16 protein-coding genes are annotated in these 20,221 nt (G+C 40.4%); 10 read left to right on the forward strand and 6 right to left on the reverse strand.

Going from position 1 to position 20,221, the window contains the following annotated elements:
* Positions 1 to 41: 41 nt before the first annotated feature.
* Both ADHAQ_RS0105285 and ADHAQ_RS0105290 read right to left on the reverse strand, forming a co-directional pair.
* Positions 42 to 956, reverse strand: coding sequence for a tetratricopeptide repeat protein (locus ADHAQ_RS0105285; RefSeq protein WP_245590577.1), 915 nt, complete (start codon positions 954 to 956; stop codon positions 42 to 44).
* Positions 957 to 984: 28 nt separating this feature from the next.
* Positions 985 to 1,290: an HU family DNA-binding protein gene (locus ADHAQ_RS0105290; protein ID WP_026462058.1), complete on the reverse strand. Its 306-nt coding sequence runs from the start codon at positions 1,288 to 1,290 to the stop codon at positions 985 to 987.
* Positions 1,291 to 1,483: 193 nt separating this feature from the next.
* Between ADHAQ_RS0105290 and mutY the strand changes: the two genes are divergently transcribed.
* The 5 genes from mutY (at position 1,484) to recG (ending at position 7,247) form a co-directional block, all read left to right on the forward strand.
* The gene (mutY, locus tag ADHAQ_RS0105295) at positions 1,484 to 2,560 is read left to right on the forward strand and encodes an A/G-specific adenine glycosylase (RefSeq protein ID WP_034256598.1); all 1,077 of its coding nucleotides are present in this window, start codon (positions 1,484 to 1,486) and stop codon (positions 2,558 to 2,560) included.
* A gap of 52 nt (positions 2,561 to 2,612) precedes the next feature.
* The gene (locus tag ADHAQ_RS0105300) at positions 2,613 to 3,074 is read left to right on the forward strand and encodes a single-stranded DNA-binding protein (protein ID WP_026462060.1); all 462 of its coding nucleotides are present in this window, start codon (positions 2,613 to 2,615) and stop codon (positions 3,072 to 3,074) included.
* Between the two features lie 26 nt (positions 3,075 to 3,100).
* Positions 3,101 to 4,465, forward strand: coding sequence for a gliding motility-associated protein GldE (gene gldE / locus ADHAQ_RS0105305; protein ID WP_026462061.1), 1,365 nt, complete (start codon positions 3,101 to 3,103; stop codon positions 4,463 to 4,465).
* Positions 4,425 to 5,051 (forward strand): gliding motility lipoprotein GldD, encoded by a 627-nt coding sequence (gldD, locus tag ADHAQ_RS0105310; protein WP_051359724.1) that lies wholly within the window; start codon positions 4,425 to 4,427, stop codon positions 5,049 to 5,051. The genes gldE and gldD overlap by 41 nt, the downstream gene beginning before the upstream one ends.
* Before the next feature lie 105 nt (positions 5,052 to 5,156).
* Positions 5,157 to 7,247, forward strand: a complete 2,091-nt coding sequence (gene recG, locus ADHAQ_RS0105315) for an ATP-dependent DNA helicase RecG (protein ID WP_026462063.1) — start codon at positions 5,157 to 5,159, stop codon at positions 7,245 to 7,247.
* Positions 7,248 to 7,273: 26 nt separating this feature from the next.
* On the opposite strand, the gene ADHAQ_RS0105320 is transcribed toward recG, so the two are convergent.
* A complete protein-coding gene (locus ADHAQ_RS0105320) occupies positions 7,274 to 7,471 on the reverse strand; it encodes a hypothetical protein (RefSeq protein WP_026462064.1) in 198 nt (65 codons plus the stop codon).
* 403 nt (positions 7,472 to 7,874) lie between these two features.
* Here ADHAQ_RS0105320 and ADHAQ_RS0105325 point away from each other — a divergent pair, with 403 nt between their 5' ends.
* Positions 7,875 to 9,350, forward strand: a complete 1,476-nt coding sequence (locus tag ADHAQ_RS0105325; protein WP_026462065.1) for a hypothetical protein — start codon at positions 7,875 to 7,877, stop codon at positions 9,348 to 9,350.
* Positions 9,351 to 9,471: 121 nt separating this feature from the next.
* On the opposite strand, the gene ADHAQ_RS0105330 is transcribed toward ADHAQ_RS0105325, so the two are convergent.
* Positions 9,472 to 11,229 (reverse strand): AMP-dependent synthetase/ligase, encoded by a 1,758-nt coding sequence (locus tag ADHAQ_RS0105330; protein WP_026462066.1) that lies wholly within the window; start codon positions 11,227 to 11,229, stop codon positions 9,472 to 9,474.
* Between the two features lie 171 nt (positions 11,230 to 11,400).
* On the opposite strand from ADHAQ_RS0105330, the gene ADHAQ_RS0105335 reads away from it, so the two are divergent.
* Positions 11,401 to 12,549, forward strand: a complete 1,149-nt coding sequence (locus tag ADHAQ_RS0105335; protein WP_026462067.1) for a formimidoylglutamase — start codon at positions 11,401 to 11,403, stop codon at positions 12,547 to 12,549.
* Positions 12,550 to 12,735: 186 nt separating this feature from the next.
* Here ADHAQ_RS0105335 and ADHAQ_RS0105340 read toward each other — a convergent pair whose 3' ends face one another.
* The gene (locus ADHAQ_RS0105340) at positions 12,736 to 13,440 is read right to left on the reverse strand and encodes an outer membrane beta-barrel protein (RefSeq protein ID WP_026462068.1); all 705 of its coding nucleotides are present in this window, start codon (positions 13,438 to 13,440) and stop codon (positions 12,736 to 12,738) included.
* 129 nt (positions 13,441 to 13,569) lie between these two features.
* Between ADHAQ_RS0105340 and ADHAQ_RS0105345 the strand changes: the two genes are divergently transcribed.
* The 3 genes from ADHAQ_RS0105345 to ADHAQ_RS0105355 all read left to right on the forward strand — a co-directional run bounded on the left by ADHAQ_RS0105345 (position 13,570) and on the right by ADHAQ_RS0105355 (position 15,831).
* Positions 13,570 to 13,812, forward strand: a complete 243-nt coding sequence (locus ADHAQ_RS0105345; RefSeq protein ID WP_034256599.1) for a cytochrome b5 domain-containing protein — start codon at positions 13,570 to 13,572, stop codon at positions 13,810 to 13,812.
* 67 nt (positions 13,813 to 13,879) lie between these two features.
* Positions 13,880 to 14,683, forward strand: coding sequence for an N-acetylmuramic acid 6-phosphate etherase (gene murQ / locus ADHAQ_RS0105350; protein ID WP_026462070.1), 804 nt, complete (start codon positions 13,880 to 13,882; stop codon positions 14,681 to 14,683).
* Between the two features lie 83 nt (positions 14,684 to 14,766).
* Positions 14,767 to 15,831 carry a porin gene (locus ADHAQ_RS0105355; RefSeq protein ID WP_026462071.1) on the forward strand — a complete coding sequence of 355 codons (1,065 nt, stop codon included), beginning with the start codon at positions 14,767 to 14,769 and terminating at the stop codon, positions 15,829 to 15,831.
* A 25-nt stretch (positions 15,832 to 15,856) separates the two neighbouring features.
* Here ADHAQ_RS0105355 and ADHAQ_RS27090 read toward each other — a convergent pair whose 3' ends face one another.
* Positions 15,857 to 20,140, reverse strand: a complete 4,284-nt coding sequence (locus tag ADHAQ_RS27090) for a sensor histidine kinase (RefSeq protein WP_026462072.1) — start codon at positions 20,138 to 20,140, stop codon at positions 15,857 to 15,859.
* Between the last annotated feature and the right edge of the window lie 81 nt (positions 20,141 to 20,221).

Here is a 20,221-nt window from a genome sequence, read left to right on the forward strand (position 1 = left end):
AATTTATTTTTCTTATTAAATGGCCAGAAAGGCCAATGGCTTTATTTTAATTTGGCTAATTCGGTATCAATGGAAGCTTGAAATCCCGGATCAGCATCTAATTTCTTAGCATTTAAAAACACCCGGCGCGCCTCTTCTTTTTTACCAACCTGCGCCAACGATACAGCTAAATAAAAGTTTCCTTGGACGTGCTTCGGATTAACCTCCACCAAATGCTCAAATCTTTCAACAGCCTTATCATACTGACCGGATTGAATAGACAAAATTCCCAAGTTGAACACTGCCTTCTCGTTATTCGGATCTGCTGCCAGTACCTCCCGTAATAAACCAATTCCTTGCATAGGAGCTTCACCTAAAGCTATATAAGTCATAGCCATATTGGTTTTAGCATCTAAATTAGAAGGATTGTTTTTTAGGACTTTTTCGTACAGACTGCGAGCCTTCACCCCTAAGGATTTTGCCCGGTCTTCGGTAGCAGAAAAGCTAAATGCTTCAAAATATTGATCAGCCGCTTTCTGGAAAATTTTCTCACCCGGACGGGCAGCAGCCACTACTTCATAGTAATATCCAGCACTATCGTATTTAGAAGCTGCCGCATATTTTCCGGCTAACTCATTTGCCAGACTGAGTTTAGTAGTAGCATTATTCTCTTGCTCGTATTTTTTCCGGAGGGTGTTTAGCTCACTTAGCTGTTCAGGAGTAACGGTGGCATGGGCCGCAGCAGCTTCATCTTCGCCTTCATGCACATGACCGGCCTCGCCGTGGCCTTTATCTCCGCCCGCTGCTACATCACGGTTAGCGGTAGCAGCGGTTCCGGAGAGTGAGTTCTTCTTATCTTTGTTGATAATTATTTTAGGTAAAGAAAACAACACCCCCACTAATGCCAGGGCGGCTACAACTACAAATATTTGGAATCTAATAGTTTTCAGATGCTTACAGAAATAATTATCACACAATACTTTAGCTTACAAAGCTACTAAAAAATTAAGAAACAACTTCAGATTTAACTTTTTTGCTGTTTTTAATTTTGCTTACGAAAGATTTAGATGGCTTAAAACTTGGAACGTAATGCTCGTCTATAATAATAGATGTATTTTTAGAAATATTACGGGCTACTTTTTTAGCACGTTTCTTATTTATAAAACTTCCGAATCCTCTTACATAAATGTTATTTCCATTTGCCATAGAATCCTTTACCACTTTGAAAAAGGCTTCCACTGTAGCCTGCACATCAGCTTTTTCGATCCCTGTCTTGTCGGCAATCTCTGATATTACTTCTGCTTTAGTCACTTGATGTAATGTGTTATATAGGTGAATAAAATTTTAAATTTCCCGTTACCACTACTAACAATCTGTTAGTTAATCTGAAACGGGGCACAAAGGTAACTTCATTTTTGAAGAACTAAAACTATTTATCTAAAAAAAATCTATTAACCTGTTCATTTGTTATAAGTTTGGGTTTTTATACTTTTCAAATATTGTGATGTCTGCTCCTGATCCCCACTTTTTTGCCCGTACCTTAATTAACTGGTACCACCAGCACAAACGCTCCTTGCCCTGGCGCGAAACTACAGATCCTTATGCCATCTGGTTATCGGAGGTAATATTACAGCAAACCCGTGTAAACCAGGGTCTCCCCTACTTTTTAGATTTTATTAATACGTATCCTACCGTCCAGGATTTAGCCAATGCTCCTGAGGATGAAATACTCCGCCACTGGCAGGGCTTAGGTTATTACTCGCGGGCCCGGAACATGCACCACACCGCCCAAACTATTGTAAATAAATTACATGGTATTTTCCCTAAAACGTACCAGGAGCTAATTAAATTGCGCGGCATTGGCCCGTATACAGCAGCAGCCATTGCTTCTTTTGCTAATAAAGAAAAAGTAGCCGTGGTAGATGGCAACGTTTTCAGGGTGCTGGCCCGGGTTTTTGGCCTCGCCGAAAACATTGCATCCCCTGCCGGAAAAAAAGCATTTCAACTATTAGCCGACTCGCTTATTTCGGAAACGGAACCAGACACATACAACCAGGCCATTATGGAATTTGGAGCTATACAATGCACCCCTACTATGCCCGATTGTTTATTTTGCCCTTTACAGCAAGAATGCTTTGCATTTTTAAATGGCATGGTGCAGGCGCTACCCCATAAAAGTAAAGCCAAGGCCAGCCGGGAAAGATTTTTTCATTACCTCGTACTGCAATACCAGGATCAGTTTTATTTGCGCAAAAGAATACAGAGCGATATCTGGCAAGGGCTATATGATTTTTATTTACATGAAACAGATGCGTTAGAAATCCCCGTAAACTTACTGAAGGAGCAGTTCCTTTTACTTAAATCAGACCAGATATCAAGTATCAAAAACACTTCAGGCGTATATAAACACGTCCTGAGCCATCAGAAAATATATAGTAAATTTTACCTGTTTGAACTTCAATCTCGTTTAAGTGAAGAAACCTTGCAAAGCACCGGATTAAGCCTTTTTTCTTTGGCAGAAATAGAGGCTTTACCTAAGGCAGTAATGATAGATAAATATTTGAAAGACGCTATTTTTTAGTTATATTTACATTACAATTTACATAAATTGTTTACTTAAAACTATAAAACGAATGGCTAGCATAAACAGAGTAATTCTAGTTGGCAACTTAGGAAAAGACCCCGAAATCCGGCACACTGAAGGTGGTGTAGCGGTAGCTCGCTTTCCCATTGCCACTTCCGAAAGCTTTAAAGATAAAAATGGCAATAGACAGGAAAGAACAGAATGGCACAATGTTGTAGCCTGGCGCGGATTGGCAGAAGTAGCCGAAAAATATTTAAAGAAAGGCCAGTCTGTATACATCGAAGGTAAAATACGTTCTAATAATTATCAGGACAAGGACGGTGTACAGCGTTATAGCATAGAAATTGTGGCTGATAACATGACTATGCTGGGTAGTGGCCGGGGTGGCGAGAACGGTTCTCAAAACGGGAACACAGAAACCGGAGCGAATTATGGAACTGCCGGAAATACCGCTAAGCCCGAAATGAGCAATTCTTCTTTTGATTCTGAACCGGACGATTTACCCTTTTAATTTATTGTTGAACTAAATTATTTATTTTGGAAAATATAGATGCTGGGGACCCTCCGAGTTATTACTCCCAATTGGTTTCTGCTTTTATTACACCTGTAACCCTAGATCTGGGTCTTTCTTTATTAGGAATAACTTTATTATTGCTTCTCTCGGCATTAATTTCTAATGCCGAGGCAGCATTTTTCTCTTTGTCGGATGCGGAATTAGAACAATGCCGGCAAAAGCCTCAACGCGCCTACCAGCAAATCTGGCAATTACTACAAAATCCAAAGCGCCTATTAACCACTTTGTTGGTACTGGATAACTTTATCAATGTAGGACTAGTCATGATTGCCATTAACGTTGCCATTCGGATATCGGGGGGCAGCACCTTAAATTTAGTTACTATTGTAATTTTAGCCTTGTTGCTTACAATTGCCGTCGCTTTTTTTGGAGAGGTATTCCCAAAAGTGCGGGCAACTCAAAACAGGCTGGCTTCGGCCCTGCGCATGGCAGGCGTTATTCAGGTTGCCCATATGTTGTTAGCCCCAATGGTAAGCTTTTTATTAGGCTTAAGTAATCTAATAGAACGCAGGGTACGGAATAAGCCAGGTACAGTAGTCTTACATGAATTGCAAAATGCCATAGATGCCTCCATTCCGGCAAATAGCAGTGCCGAGGAAAAAGAAATATTAAAAGGCATTGTTAACTTTAGCTCTATTACGGTAAAGCAAATAATGCGGTCGCGGGTAGATGTTATTGCTTTTAATGCAGAAATTACTTTTGCTGAATTACTGCCACTCATTAGCCAGGAAGGCTATTCCCGGGTACCAGTGTATACCGATACCATTGATAAAATAGAAGGCATTTTATATATAAAAGATTTGCTGCCTTACTTAGATGAGGCCCCTGATTTTGCCTGGCAAAAATTATTGCGCCCACCTTATTTTGTACCAGAAAGTAAAAAAATAGATGATTTACTTCGGGAGTTTCAGGAAAAGCATGTGCATATGGCTATTGTGGTAGATGAATATGGTGGCACTGCCGGACTTCTCACCTTTGAAGACATAATAGAAGAGATTGTAGGTGAGATAAATGATGAATTTGACGAGGAAGAAGAAATAGAATATTCGCAACTTGACGAAAATACCTATATTTTTGAAGGACATACTGCCTTAAATGATTTTTGTAAGGTGATTGGTATGCCTGCCGAAACCCTGGAAGCAGTTCGCAAAAACAATGAATCGGTTGGTGGATTAATGCTGGAGCTCTTTTCAAAGATTCCGCAGGAAGGTGAAGAAATAGAATTGGATTCGTATCGTTTTATAATAGATGCGGCCGATAACAAAAGAGTAAAACGCGTAAAAGTATATGTGGGTGAAAGCACAGGAAATATTCAGACCAGTAGCTAGTTATTTTTTTTTAATCCTAATTGGCGGGCTGTTGCTGATTTCATGCCGCAATGAGGAATTTAGTCCCAAACCCAAAGGCTATAACCGAATTGATTTACCAAGTCCCAAATATCAACTTCTTAAAGGCAATTATCCTTATTCTTTTGAATATTCTATCTACAGTAAAATATTAAGAGATTCTTCCCGCACGGCTATGCCTTACTGGATTAATGTTTATTATCCGAAATATCAGGCAAATGTTCAATTAACCTACCGCACCATAAACAATAATAAAAAGGTATTAAACAGCCTGCTGGAAGATGCACGGAAGCTTACTATTAAGCATCAGATTAAAGCCGAAGCCATTGAGGAAGGATTAATTCAAACACCAAACGGTATGAAAATTAGTGTGGCCGAATTATCAGGACAAGTACCTACACAGTTTCAGTTTTATGTAACTGATAGCACCAAACATTTCTTTCGGGGAGCTCTCTATTTTCGCACGGCTACTGCCAACGATTCCCTGGCACCAGTTATTAATTATATTAAAAAAGATATTGTTCATATGCTGAATACCTTGAAATGGCGGCATATATCTGGCAAGTAATTTAAACCAGCTATAATTGTGCCAGAGCTTTAGTTTAAACTCTTTAAAGATCATACTTTTCTTCCTCAACTTACTTTTAAGCTTTAATTCTATTCTTAATTATACGTGAATTTTTTCCATACCAAAATTGAGTTTCTGAAGGGGGTGGGCCCACAACGGGCAGGTTTATTACAGACAGAACTTAATATTTTTACGTATGGCGATCTGATCCAACATTACCCCTTTCGCCACCTCGACCGCACCCAATTTTACCAAATAGCCGACATTCATGAAGATTTACCTTACATCCAGGTAAAAGGTAGAATTCGTTCGAAAGAACTTTTAGGGGAAGGCCGTAAACAACGATTGTCGGCTGTTTTTACTGATGCTTCCGGCGAACTGGAATTAGTATGGTTTAAAGGAGTAAAGTGGATGAACACCAGCCTTAAAACTGGCGCTGAGTATATTGTTTTTGGCAAACCTACCATATTTAATAGCCGCATTAACATAGCCCATCCGGAAGTGGAAGAAGCTACGGAGGTAAAACAAGGCCAGAGTTATTTACACCCGGTTTATTCTACCACCGAAAAATTAAAAAATCACCGGCTCGACAGCAAAGCCATTTCCCGGATAATGGCTGAATTGTTAAAACTTGCCGCTACCAATATACCTGAAACACTTTCTCCGGATTTAATAGATCAATACAAGATGCTTTCTAAGCGGGAAGCATTATTGCAAATCCATTTTCCAATAAACACAGATAAATTAAATGCTGCGAAATTCAGGCTAAAATTTGAAGAATTGTTCTACGTTCAGCTGAAATTACTACGACAAAAAACAATTCGCAAAGCAGATTTAGCCGGGCAAATATTTAAGAACGTTCCTACTTTAACTGAATTTTATAACAATCATTTAACCTTTGATTTAACCAATGCTCAGAAAAGGGTAATAAAAGAAATTTATAAAGACTTATGTGCTGGCAAGCAAATGAACCGCTTGCTGCAAGGCGATGTAGGAAGCGGCAAAACTATTGTGGCATTTATAACCATGCTCATGGCCAGCGATAATGGGGCTCAATCTTGCTTAATGGCCCCCACCGAAATATTAGCCGACCAGCATTACGTAGGGTTAAAACAATTTGCGGATAAGCTAAACATTAACCTGGGCAAACTTACTGGCTCCACGAAACAAAGCGAACGCCGCAAAATACATGAGCAATTGCAATCCGGCGAGATGAAGATAATTGTGGGCACCCACGCCTTGCTGGAAGATGTGGTCCAATTCCAGAATCTGGGGTTATGTATAATTGATGAACAGCACCGGTTTGGGGTAGCACAGCGCTCTAAACTCTGGCAAAAAAATCCGCGGGTTATTCCGCATGTATTAGTAATGACGGCTACGCCTATTCCCCGTACCCTGGCTATGACCTTGTACGGCGACCTTGATGTCTCTGTCATTGATGAATTACCCGCCGGACGAAAGGAAATTGTTACAGTACATCGTTTTGATGCGCACCGGTTGCGGGTATTTGGATTCTTACGCGAGCAAATTAAATTAGGCCGCCAGGTTTATATCGTATATCCGCTCATTGAAGAATCTGAGACCATGGATTATAAAGACCTTATGGATGGCTACGAAAGTGTAAAACGCGCTTTTCCAGAATATCAGATAAGCATGGTCCATGGAAAAATGAAGCCCCAGGACAAAGATTTTGAGATGCAACGCTTTGTAAAACACGAAACTCAAATTATGGTGGCAACTACGGTTATAGAAGTGGGCGTAAATGTACCTAATGCCTCGGTAATGGTAATAGAAAGTGCCGAACGCTTTGGCTTATCGCAATTACACCAGTTACGGGGCCGGGTTGGCAGGGGTGCCGAGCAATCCTACTGCATCCTGATGACCAATTATAAACTAAGTAAAGAAAGTAAAATAAGGTTAGAAACTATGGTGCGCACCAATAACGGTTTTGAAATAGCAGATATTGATCTAAAACTAAGAGGACCGGGCGATTTAATGGGTACCCAACAAAGCGGTGTATTAGATTTATTAGTAGCTGACCTTGCCAAGGATTCTAAAATATTACAGGAATCCCGTGCAGCAGCGCAACTAATCCTGGAACAAGATCCAACATTAGCCCAACCTCAAAACCAAAACATTAGCCGACATATCCAATCCTTAAAAAAGAACACCCTGAATTGGAGCCGTATTAGTTAACGTGTAAAAAGGTATATATAGTAAAATTAGTAGTTATAATTAACCTGAATTTTTTTGATTGTTTGATTAGATTCTTTTGGCAGAATATTTAAATCAATACTTTGGGAGTACATTGGGTAAATAATAGTTGCTCTGGGTTTATCTTCAGTTAACGAGTTGTCTTTCCCCCACTTCCCTAGTATTATTAAGCCAACTAATACGAAAACTTTAAAAATAAATCTCATATAGTATCTTTTATAAGTTCCAATATTTTAACTCTATTTAAGGTACGGGAGCAAAAAACTAATGGATGTAAAACTTTTCCCATTTTAATTCTTTCTCCTTTTAGACTACCCATTTATATAGTTATTACCTTTACTCTTTCTTTCTTTTAGAGTCTTAGCGAATACTGGTAGTAAAAACTAAATGTTTCAAATAAGAAATTATAATTATCAACATTTAATATTTTTACAAATTTAGACTTATTTATTTGAAACATAAAGGATAAACCTTAATACTTTTAAATATTTTTCAATACAAATAGAAACTATAGTAAATAATAGAAATTATTTAAAATAGGATACAATAAGGCTCGTAAAATAAAAATTTCACATTTTTGTTTCTGAAGAAAGCTTAACACTGGAGAATATGATTACTTTAACCCAACATAAGATTACTAATATCTTACTAAGTTTCATCTTTTTAGGGCTATCATATGCTAGTCCGGCGCGGGCGCAAATTAAAGCCAAATCTGCTCCCTTTGAGTATATTCCGGAACAATCAGAAGATCAGTATAACCAACGCATACCGCAGAAGGCGCACCCCATTGGCAGCAATAACTTTATTATACTTAGTAAAAAATCTGCCAATGACTATGCGGTAGAGCTATACAGTTCCGATCTGAAAAAGATATGGCAAACTTCTGTTCCATTGAGCCCTGGTGAAGATATTGAAGCTTTTGCGGTTAATTCAAGCTCCGCCATTATTTTAACCAACCGGAAGCCTTCAGGAGCAGGTAGCCAAGCAGTTTATGGTACCCTTATAAATTTACAAACAGGTAAAAAAGCAGAATCCAAAAAGTTGTTTGAAGCACCTGCTCAGAATCGTCGGATTGGTACCGCCATATCTCCCAACGGCACCAAGTTGGTAGCTTATAAATACAGCTACCAGCAAGATGAATTAAAGGCTATTAATGCTTCTGTGTATGATGAAAATTTAAATAAAGTATCGGACCGGTCATACAATCTTCAGGATTTGAATAATATATTATCAGCCAATGTGCAGATAAATGATACTGGCGAACAATTTGTTTCTCTTATTACCCATAATGCTACCAAGCTTTCTGTCCGGCGCTACATTAATAATAACAAAGAAATAAAGGGCATGGATGTACAGGTAGGAGGTTTATTTGATGGTCAGCAAGTGTATGTGCTAGATTCAAAATTTCTATTACAACCCGATGGGTCGGTTTATGCCGCAATTATTTGTGCCGACGAAAAAACAGGAAACTATCATAGTTTAAAGGTGGCCAGATTTGATTTTACCGCCGGTAACATGAAGTTTGCGCCTGAATTTAGGTTTAATCCGGAGTATGTGGCGGCTTTAAATAAAGTCACTAAATCCGGAGAGGCTGCCACTACTCGCTTAGAGGATATTTATTTAACTGATTTGCTAGTAAATGCCGAGAAAAACTTAGTGGTAATTGCAGAGAAAAAATACAATGAGGGACCAAAGCTTCCTTTTTTAGCTAAGGAAATGCACTTATTTGCTTTTGATGACTTTTTAAATCCTACCTGGCATTCTGTTATTAATAAAAGCCAAAAAGCGGCTGCATCCGAGGGCTTTAGCAGTATTTCGTACAAAGCTAATTTAGTAGAAAATAGTTTGCAGGTAGTAACACTGGAGGCACTGAATGGAAAAACTGATTTATACAGCCGTAAAATTAATTTGCGCAATGGAGCTACAGACGCACCTAAACCAATGGGTTTAGGCATTACCAGCACAGAAGGCTTGCCTTACGTTAAAGATTTTACCACCTGGCTTAATGAAAAAACACTTATAGCCGTGGTGCGTCCTTCTAAAAAATCAATGGGCTTGCAGCTAATTAAGATCACCTTAAAGTAAAAAGTAAAGCTCAGATTACCTTTAAAAGTAAGCGGTGGTGCATATAAATAACTTATATACACCACCGCCTTTGTTGTACCAATTAATAAATTATTGATTCGGTTTATTTGGACACTGAAGACTATTTATAAAACCCATCAATAACAGACCGATTATTCTGGCTAATTATTTTTCGTTTTAAACTAAGTTTGGGCGTCATTTCGCCACTTTCAATACTCCAAACCTGCGGCAAAACTTCAAACTTTTTAATCTGTTCCCATTGTGCCAAATCTTTATTAAATTTTACTATTTCCTGTCTGTAAACATCCCTTACTTCTTTCAATTTCACCATCTCCGCATCGGTAGTGTAAGAAATATTATTTTGTTTACACCACTCCTTTAAATCGGGGTAAGAAGGCACAATAAGCGCCGAAGCAAACTTTTGGCTTTCTCCTACTATCATGGCTTGTTCAATCAATACAGATTCCTTCAGCTTATTTTCTATTGGCTGTGGAGCTATATATTTCCCTCCGGAGGTTTTAAACATCTCCTTTTTGCGATCGGTAATCTTTAAATATTTACCTTGCACAAATTCTCCAATATCTCCGGTATGAAACCATCCATCAGCATCAATTACCTCGGCTGTTAATTCCGGACGCTTATAGTACCCTTTCATTACACTGGCACTACGCGTTAGTATTTCTCCATCTTCAGCAATCTTTATTTCCACATTATCTATGGCTGGCCCCACTGTACCAATCACATTTTCATCCGGGTTGTGGCGATTAAAAGCTATAATGGGCGAGGTTTCGGTAAGCCCATAACCTTCCATTACCCGGATTTGCCCTGCCCAGAAAACCCGTGCCAGGCGTGGCTGCAAGGCAGCTCCCCCCGAAGCAATACAGATTACATTACCGCCTAATGCTTCCCGCCATTTACTAAATATAAGTTTATTGGCAAGTGCTAATTGCATATTATAAAAGGCACTGCGATTTTGGTTATCGTATTTTAAACCTAGTTCTATGGCCCAAAAGAAGAGTGACTTTTTTACCCCAGTTAAGTCTTTGCCTTTACTTACTATCTTATCATATACTTTTTCGAGTAAGCGCGGTACGGTAGCAAATATATGGGGTTTAACTTCCTTTAAATTATCCCCAATAGCTTCCATGCTCTCTGCAAAATAAATAGAAACTCCAAATTGCATATACACAGCCGTAAGCATACGTTCGTATATATGACAAAGAGGCAAAAAGCTAAGCGCCCGATGATTATGGTTTACCGGCACATAAGGCCTGGCCGACAAACAGTTGCTAATAAGGTTGTTATGCGTAAGCATAACCCCTTTAGGATTGCCAGTAGTACCTGAAGTGTAAATAATGGTTAATAAATCTTGAGGATCTACACTGGCCTTGACAGGTTCCAGGGTAGCCACATCAGCTAAATTGGCCTGCGCCCAAATCTCAGACCAATGCTTGGCTTCGGGTACGGGCTCAAAAGTATAAATACCTTGTATACCCTCAATATCGGCCGTAGCGGCTACTACTTTTTTATATAAGCTTTTATCCGACACAAAGATCAGGCGGACTTCAGCATCTCTGAATATATATTTATAGTCATCTACTGTAATGGTAGGGTACATGGGCACACTTACAGCACCTACCTGTTGGATGCCATGATCGCAAATTAGCCATTCCGGGCGGTTCATGGAAACAATTGCAATCCTGTCTTCTTTTTTAATGCCGGCTTGTAATAATCCTAAACTAAAAAGGTTAACAGCATCTATTACTTCCTGGGTGCTTTGCTTTTTCCATTGCTTATTTGTTTTGGCAGCAAGGCAATCTTCCTGAGGATAATTTTGTAGTTGGTAAGGCAGAATATCAAAAACTCTTCTTAGTTCCATGGTGGTGGCGATGGCTAATTTAAATGAAGTTAAAAATACAGGCTTTTTTCTGAAAAAACAGTAAAATTTATGGTTTAGGTTTCAACAAAAAATCTTACATTTCTTTACGGAAGTAAATATATCATTCCTGCTTTATTTTGTTAAATTTGGTCTTAGTTCTATACCATATTCATGAATTTATCTATATTTTTTGAGCCTCTGCGCGATTTTATTGATAATTACTCCCATGATGTAAAATCAGTAGGTAGTTCTCTCTCAATTTTTACCCAGAAATTCCCGGAATGGCGGTCAGCAGATATAGCATTAATTGGTATGAATGAGTACCGCGGAGCTAACCAGAATACCCCCACCCTGCACCCAGCCAACGAAGTACGTAAAAAACTATACCGACTAAAAAAAGGAACCGGCACGTATAAAGTGGTTGATTTGGGCAATTTACTTCCGGGTATTACCTTAGAAGATACGTACCTGCGCCTGAAAGAAATAGTTGAAAATTTAGTAAGCAGCAATACCTTGCCCATTATCATTGGCGGCAGCCACGACCTGGACTACGGCCAGTTTTTAGGGTACGAAAATTTAGAAAAGGTTATAAACCTGGTTACCGTAGACAGCAGTATTGATATGACAGAAGGCGCTGATACGCCACAACATAAAAAACACCTGCACCGAATTTTAATGCATGAGCCAAATTATCTGTTTAGTTTAAGTCAGTTAGGGCACCAATCTTACTTGGTAGAACCCGAGGTAACTGCCACCTTAGAAAAACTGCATTTTGAAACCATTCGGGTAGGCGAAATCCATAAAAATGTTCAATTGGCAGAGCCAGTTATTCGCCAGGCTGATATGCTAAGTTTTGATGTTAAAGCCATTAATGGCCAAGCGGCACCCAATATTACCGAAAGTAACCCGTTTGGGCTAACCGGCGAAGAGGCTTGCCAATTGTGCTGGTACGCGGGCCTGAACGACCACCTAACCTCTTTTGGCATCTATGAATACAATCCGGAGCAGGATTTACATGGCACCACCGCCATGACCATTTCGGTTATGATCTGGTATTTTCTGGAAGGCTTTTCTAACCGGAAAAACGAAATTGATTTTACCGGCAAGAAATTCGTAAAGTATGCCATTGCTTTTCATGACAACCCAAACAAAATGGCTTTTTATAAAAGCAAAGTAAGCGATAAATGGTGGATGGAAGTAGAAGGATTAGGGAAGGAAAAACTAAGAAAGATTGTGCCTTGCAGCTACGACGATTACATACAAGCCAGCAACGGCGAAGTTCCTAATCGCTGGATCTTAACCCAGGGCCGGATGGCATAATCCGAATTCCCGGCTACACCAACATATAAACTGAAAGAAAGATTAACAACTTTTGAATAAACTTACTCAGGCGGAGTCTGATAAACCCAATCAACTTCTCCCCGAATAATATAACTGAACAAACACAAAATTACTGCTATTGTTACGGAAGCAACCTATGTAACAATAGCAGTAAATAGGTTACTTTTAAATCCGGTAATTTATTCCTAACCGCACCACCCGGGCATACCTGTTTAAGGTAGCCCCCTCTAGCATAGGCGTATAATTTTTTATTCCGTGGGCATACCCCAGCGAAATTCCTATATGTTTATAATAACCAGTCAGGTTTAACCGCCCTCTGATATCTGAACCAGGCCTGAAACGTTCCCGGTCGGAATAGTAGGTTTGCCCATTAGCCGTGGTAACACTTCCTTTTTCCCGGCTTTCCTGAAAAAAAGCTATTTCCAGACCACCTGTTAAGTCTAAATCTATTTTGCGGATGGTAAACCGGTGGCCTGCGTAAGGATTTATGTTAATAAAATCGTTACGCAAAACTGTTTCACCAGATTTAATGGGAGTAGGCTCCGGCCTTATATTATAAACTGACGTTATTTTAACCCGGCTTCTTAACACCTCATACCCGGTTTGTAATCCCAATATAGTACGGCCCTGAGTAACACGCTGCAGCTGAATAGCTGCGCCATATCCTACTCCAACATATTTCCCGTAAGGGTCATTTGTATAATTATCAGACCCATCGCCACTTACTAACATACCGGATGTTCTGGTGGCATTTGCCCCACCAAAGGCCGAAAACGTAGTAGTTCCCTGTAATGAAACCTCTGTTTTCTGGCCTAATAGGGTACCCGAACTAACCAGGAATAAAATAAAAATAAAACTGATTCTTTTCATTATTTAAATAATCTAGAGTTCTTTGTATGAGTTAGGCTAAATAAACAGGACTTATTAACCAGAAGAGCCTAAAAATAATAATTTGGTTGCAGGCCCTCCTATTTTTATTAATAAAAGATTATTCAATACATGTTGGAAGAAAACCTACCGGAATACAGTAAATCGCAATTGGCGTTGCGTAATGGCCAGGATCGGGACGAAATATGGGTAGCTTACAAAGGCATGATATACGATGTACGTAAATCAAGGCTTTGGCGCGATGGCAACCACTATGAACACTGGGCCGGTCAGGATTTAACAGCCGAACTTAAGGATGCGCCTCATACTGAGTTTGTCTTTGATAAATTCAACGTTGTTGGAATACTAAAATAAGGAACTACTATTTAGCTTAACTTTACATTTAAACTATATCACTGGCAACAGCCAAAATAAATCCCCTATGAGCACCACCGAATCAGCTTCCCACTTTAATAACCTGGAGCACATGCATGTGCACGAAATACTGGTAAATATTAATAAAGAAGACAAAACGGTACCCGATGCCGTGGAAAAAGCAATTCCGCAGATAGAAGCGTTAGTAAACGCCACTGTGCAACGTTTAGAGAACGGTGGCCGGTTGTTTTATATTGGTGCCGGCACCAGTGGCCGGTTGGGTATTGTAGATGCTTCTGAATGTCCGCCAACTTATGGTGTACCCCATGGCCTGGTAGTAGGCATAATTGCCGGCGGCGACGGAGCCATTAGAAAAGCCGTAGAATTTGCTGAAGACGATTTTGAACAAGCCTGGAAAGATTTAGCCGAGCACCAGATAACCAACCAGGATATAGTAGTAGGAATTGCTGCTTCCGGCCGCACGCCTTACGTAATTGGAGGTTTAGAAAAATGCCGGGAACAAGGTATTGCTACCGGTTGCATTGTTTGTAATGCTGGCTCTAGAGTGGCACAGGTAGCTGAGTTTCCGGTAGAAATTGTTACCGGTCCAGAATTTGTTACTGGCAGCACACGCATGAAAGCCGGTACTGCTCAAAAATTAGCGCTTAATATGCTTACTACCGCCACCATGATTCGGTTAGGACGGGTAAAAGGCAATAAAATGGTTGATATGCAATTATCCAATCATAAACTGGTAAACCGCGCGGTGCTTATGGTTATGGACGAATTACCTGTAAGCCAGGAAGAAGCTGAAAAACTGGTAGCTCAATATGGAAGTGTACGGGAGGTAATTAAGCAGTACCAGAAATAAATATTCGTGAAGCAAAAGTACCTTTTATCAGGTTACTGCTAAGTATAGGCCAGCAGAATTAACTGTCAAAAAACGTACTGTATTTGAAGAGATTATATCTTGCTCTAGTATTCGCTTGCTTCCTTTTAGGGCTTAAAGCTACTGCTCAGGATAGTGCTGCCGTTACAATTAGCGGCTACGCAGAAGTTTATTACGGCTTTGATTTTGCTAAACCTCAAAATCACGAAAGGCCTTATTTCCTTTACAATCACAAGCGCCACAACGAAGTAAACATTAATCTGGCATTTGCTAAAGCCTCTTATACCCAAGCCACGTTACGGGCTAATTTAGCCTTAATGACCGGAAACTATGCTCAATATAACCTGGCTGCAGAACCTACTCTCCTCCGGTTTATTTATGAAGCTAATATTGGGGTTAAGCTTTCCCGGCAACATAACCTTTGGCTCGATGCAGGTATTATGCCTTCACATATTGGCTTTGAAAGTGCGGTTGCTGCTGATTGCTGGACGGTTAGCCGAAGCATAGTTGCTGAAAATTCGCCATATTATGAAACCGGTGCTAAGGTTACATTCATTAATAAAAAAGCTAATCTGCAAGTAGCCGGCTTAATATTGAATGGATGGCAACGTATCCAAAGACCCGATAATATCAATAAACCTTCGGCAGGCTTTCAGCTAAATTATAAACCCACTAGTCAAATTACGCTTAATTACAGCAACTTTATTGGCACAGATAGTCCTGATTCGCTAAACGCCATCCGGACGTACCATAATCTATACGGCATTTATCAGCTGGGCAAAAAATGGGGGCTTATTACCGGGTTTGATATTGGCCGGGACAAAAATTCCCAACGTAACTATGCCTTCTGGTATACGCCCGTTCTTATAGTAAAACATAATCTTACTTCTGCTTCAACTGTCGCTTTGCGAGGAGAACTCTATAAAGATAAAACCGGAATCATAATTGATACCCAAACACCCAATGGCTTTCAAACCTATGGACTATCCATAAATTATGATTATGCTATAACGTCAAAATCGCTGGCCCGCCTGGAGGGCAGAAGCTTCTTTTCCGAGGATAATATATTTAGACAAAACAGCCAGCGTACTAATTACTCTGTATTACTATCGTTAAGCTGCAGGCTGTGATAATTAATAGTTAATATGAAAGTCATTAGCCTGTTACCGGAATTATGATCGTTACCAAGGTACCCCTACCCGTATTTGGGATGGAAATGGCAAAAGTACCGTTTAGCAATTTTACCCGATCCGAAATAGAACGAATACCAATACCTTTATTCTGAACAGGCTCCCCATGAATGCCTTTTCCATTGTCCCGCACTTTTAAGGTAATTTCATTTTCTTCCTGGTAAAGCAGAATATTCGCTTCGGAGGCATCAGAATGTTTTACTATATTATTTACCAATTCCTGGCAAATGCGGTAAATAGCTACCTCTAAGTATGGTTCAGGTCTGGTTTCAAAACCATCTACTTCACAATAAAAACGGATTGCACTCTGGTCGTAGACGCGGCATAACTCCTGAACGCTTTTCTCTAATCCAAAATCTTTTAGTATAACCGGTACTAGCTCATGCGACACCCGTCGGGTTTCATTTATCGCGTCTTCCAATAAACTTTGAGTAGTTTGCAATACCTGGCGTTGGGCCTCCGGACCTTTAGGCATCTGGCGTTCTACACGGTCCAAATTTAATTTAGTGGCATATAATATCTGCCCTACTCCATTATGCAAAGATTCTGATATACGTCGTCGTTCTTCTTCCTGAGCATCCAGGATAGCAATTAATAAAGCTTTCTGCTGATTTAAGCGCATCTGCAGGTTTTCTTCTTCCAGCCTTTTTACTTCCGATACATCCAAATCTATGCCCAGCACCTTAATTGGTTTACCTAGCTCATCGCGCAACACAATGGCTTTTATTTTGAGCGTAATTATCTCCTGGTCTACCTTAATGCGCATGGTCTCCTCCAAAGGAGCCGGTTTGCTTCTTATAGTATTTATAAGTCTTTGGACCAACGGAAGATCTTCTTCAATTACGTGCTCCAGGTAGGTTGTCAGATTAACCGGGCTGCCCGTTGGCAGCCCATACAAGCGGTACATACCCTCCGACCAATGAATAGCTCCGGTATTTATATCGTATTCCCAACTACCCATGCCCACTACTTCTTCTGACTGCTTTAGCAAGGTAAGGTGCTTCAGGATATTTTGCTCGTACTTCTTCAAATCAGTAATATCCTGGGCAGTACCTGTAAGGTACATAAATTGCGCATGCTGATCGGCCCGCGCCTCATAACGCCGCAGAATATACCGAATCTCGCCATCAGACCGTACAATACGGTGCGTAATTTCGTAAGAACCTGCTTGCTTACGGGCATTGCTAAACCTTCTTTTCACAAATACTACATCATCCGGGTGCACATAAGAATACACCAGATCCAAGGTTACTTTTTCGCACTGCGGCTCCAACCCGTGAATCCGGAACATTTCATCCGACCAATAGATATCATCAGTAACAGGATTCCATTCAAAAGTACCTATGTGCCCAATGGCCTGCGATTCTTTCAGCCGCCGGTGCTCTTCTTTTAAGGCTTCTTCTGTTTTTTTTGTTTCAGTAATATCCTCAACCGAAATAAATAAGCCATCATAAAATTTTACCGCCCGCCACCGAAACCATTTATTAATTTCCATTTCACGCAGATTATACGCATATTCGGTAGCTTCTCCGGTTTCTACAGTTCTAATAAACTTTTGAAGCAGTCCGGTTTTCCGAACATAAGGAAATCGTTCTGTTAATGGCAATCCTAACAAGCTTCTGCCGGCCATCACCTCTCCAATTTTACTAACCCAATCTATTGCAAAATCAACAATTTGTTTTTGGCTATTCCGCATGCTTTTTACCACACCTAAAGCCACCGGAGAAACATTAATGGCCGCTTCAAATTGCTCATTTCTTTGTTTTAAGGCAAAAGTACGTTCGGCAACCTGCTCTTCGAGTAAAGCATTAAACTCTTTAAGTTGTTGTTCGGCACTTTTCCTTAGCGAAATATCGCTGGCGGCACCAAACCATTCAATTATCTCTCCCTGCTCGTTTAGTACCGGTATAGCCCGCGAAAAGATCCAGCCAATAGAACCATCTAACCGGTAAACCCGGTGTTCCAACTCATAAATATCTTTAGTTTGTATAGCTTTCCTGATAGCATGCAAAACCACAGGTCTATCTTCTTCTGGAATATATCTTTCTATCCAGTTAGGTGTAGGCTCTTCCGCATCTAATACAATTCCCTTACCCACTAAACTGTACAATTCTTTCCAGTCCGGGCTTGCTTTGTAAATAGTATCGGAGCTGGCCGTAACAAATAAACGAAACCGTTCTTCTGATTTACGTAAGGCTTCTTCTGCCTGCTTCCGCTCTGTAACCCCCTGAGTCCTTCCTCCCACAGCTTCCACCGATCCATCGGCAGCAAAAAGCGGAACAAAAATATATTCGAATTGCTGTGTTACACCATCTTTGTTGGTATAGGTGCTTTCGCCTTCCACCGCCTGGCCAGTTTCCACTACCCGCATTATTTGCTCCTGATGCTTTTTGACAAGATCATCAGGATACCCTAATTCAAGAAAAGTTTTTCCAACTACCTGATCCAAGGTTAAGCCCCACAAATCCAGCAGCGGCTTATTAACGTACTGGAAGCGGCCTTCCCGGTCGAACAGATATACAAATTCCTGCAGACGGGCAAGAATAGTGTCAAATACCTCCAGTTGTTTTTTACGGGTTTCTTCCAGGCGCCGGCTTTCCTGCTCCGACTTCCGCAAGGCCTCCTCCGTTAACCTTTGTTCGGTTACATCATTAAAAACAACAGCCACCTGGCGGCTATTTATATCCCCAACTTTTGTTATGTAAAAATTAAACCATTTTTCATCCGGATTTGAATACAGTTCCAGACGTTGGCTTTTTCCGGTTAAGGCCACATCTCCCCATATTTGAAACCAGAAAGCCTCATAATCAGGATTGATCTCCCGCAGTGTTTTGCCAACCAAGCTTTTTCTAATAATTCGTACAGCCGCCGGATTTTCTTCCTGATAAAAAATATCTACTGGATTGTTATCTGCATCGAAGATAACTTCGCATAAGTAAAACCCCTCATCAATAGAGTTGAACAGCATGAGGTATTTGTCAGTGGCTAATTGCGCTACCTCATCTTTCAGCTTCAGAATTTCCTGTTCTACTTTTTTGCGTACTGTTATATCTTCCGCACTTTGTACTAAACCATCTCCTAGTTTTACATTAATAAGTCTAAACCAATTGATGTTGCCTTTATAGGTGTGATGTACCTCCAGATCCAGAGGAGTACCTTCTTCTACAACCTGAACAAAACTTTTAAAGGTAGCGGTCTCCCTAATTTCCGGAAAGACTTCAGTATAACGTTTACCAACCAGATCGCCCCACATTTGCTTGGTAGACGTGTTTATCATGGACCATTCAAAATCTATTATCTGTCCCTCTTCGTCGCGTATGGCCTGAGAAACCGAAATAGCCCTGAGCGAAGCATCTATAACTGATTGCAGGTATTCTTTACTTTCCTGGAGTTGTTTTTCAGCTGTTTTCTGTTCGGTCACATCCTGCACCACTCCCCTAAATTTCAAAGCTTGGCCAGATGCATCGCAAAGCACCCTGCCATGCGATTCAACCACCCGCCAGGTACCATCCGGAAGCTGAATGCGACGGGTATACATATAAGGTTGTTTGTCTATAGCGGCCCGATCCAGTATTTTCCTGACTTCGGCCGCATCCTCAGGATTAGATCGGGAATCTATAAAATCTAATGTGGGAATAAATGCGCGCGGCGCTTCGCCAAACAGCCGAAACATACCATCAGAAAAATAAAGTAGACCCGTAGCCAGGTCAAGCTCATAGCTACCCAAATGTCCTATCTCTTCAGTTTCTTTTAATATTTCCTGCGTTGCCTCTAACTCTTGGCGTATTTTAATTTCTTCCGAAAGCGTTTTAGCTAATGTACCGGACTGGCTTTTTTGCCGCATTAATTCGGTAATATCTTCTGCTTTATGAATAATATACCACACCTCTTCTGGCTCATTTAGCACAGGTGTATTTATTAGGCGCCAATACTGTTCTTCCCGGGTATCCTCCGGCGAGTTAAATTTGAATCGCTGCGGAGGCATCTGGTGAGGCTTTTTATTTTGTAGTACCTGCCGGAGCGATTCTTCCATAGCCGTTATGGTTTCTTCGGTCATTGTTCCTGGCAGGGTAAGAAGCGCTTCCCGTACAGTTTTACCAATTAAATCAAACCGATTGGCACCTGTTTTTTTTAAATAGGCATCACTTACCGTAAGAATGGTTAAATCCGGGGAAAAAACCAGGTAAAGATCTGGCACCGATTCAAATGCCCTTAATACTTCCCTCGGTAGTGATGTATGAATCTGCATAACTAATTTTTAACAGGCTAAAAGATAAGCTTATTATCTGCTCACACAAAAGCTATACCTACTAATTTAGTAATAAAACAT

Source organism: Adhaeribacter aquaticus DSM 16391 (assembly GCF_000473365.1).
Taxonomy (GTDB): Bacteria; Bacteroidota; Bacteroidia; order Cytophagales; family Hymenobacteraceae; genus Adhaeribacter; species Adhaeribacter aquaticus.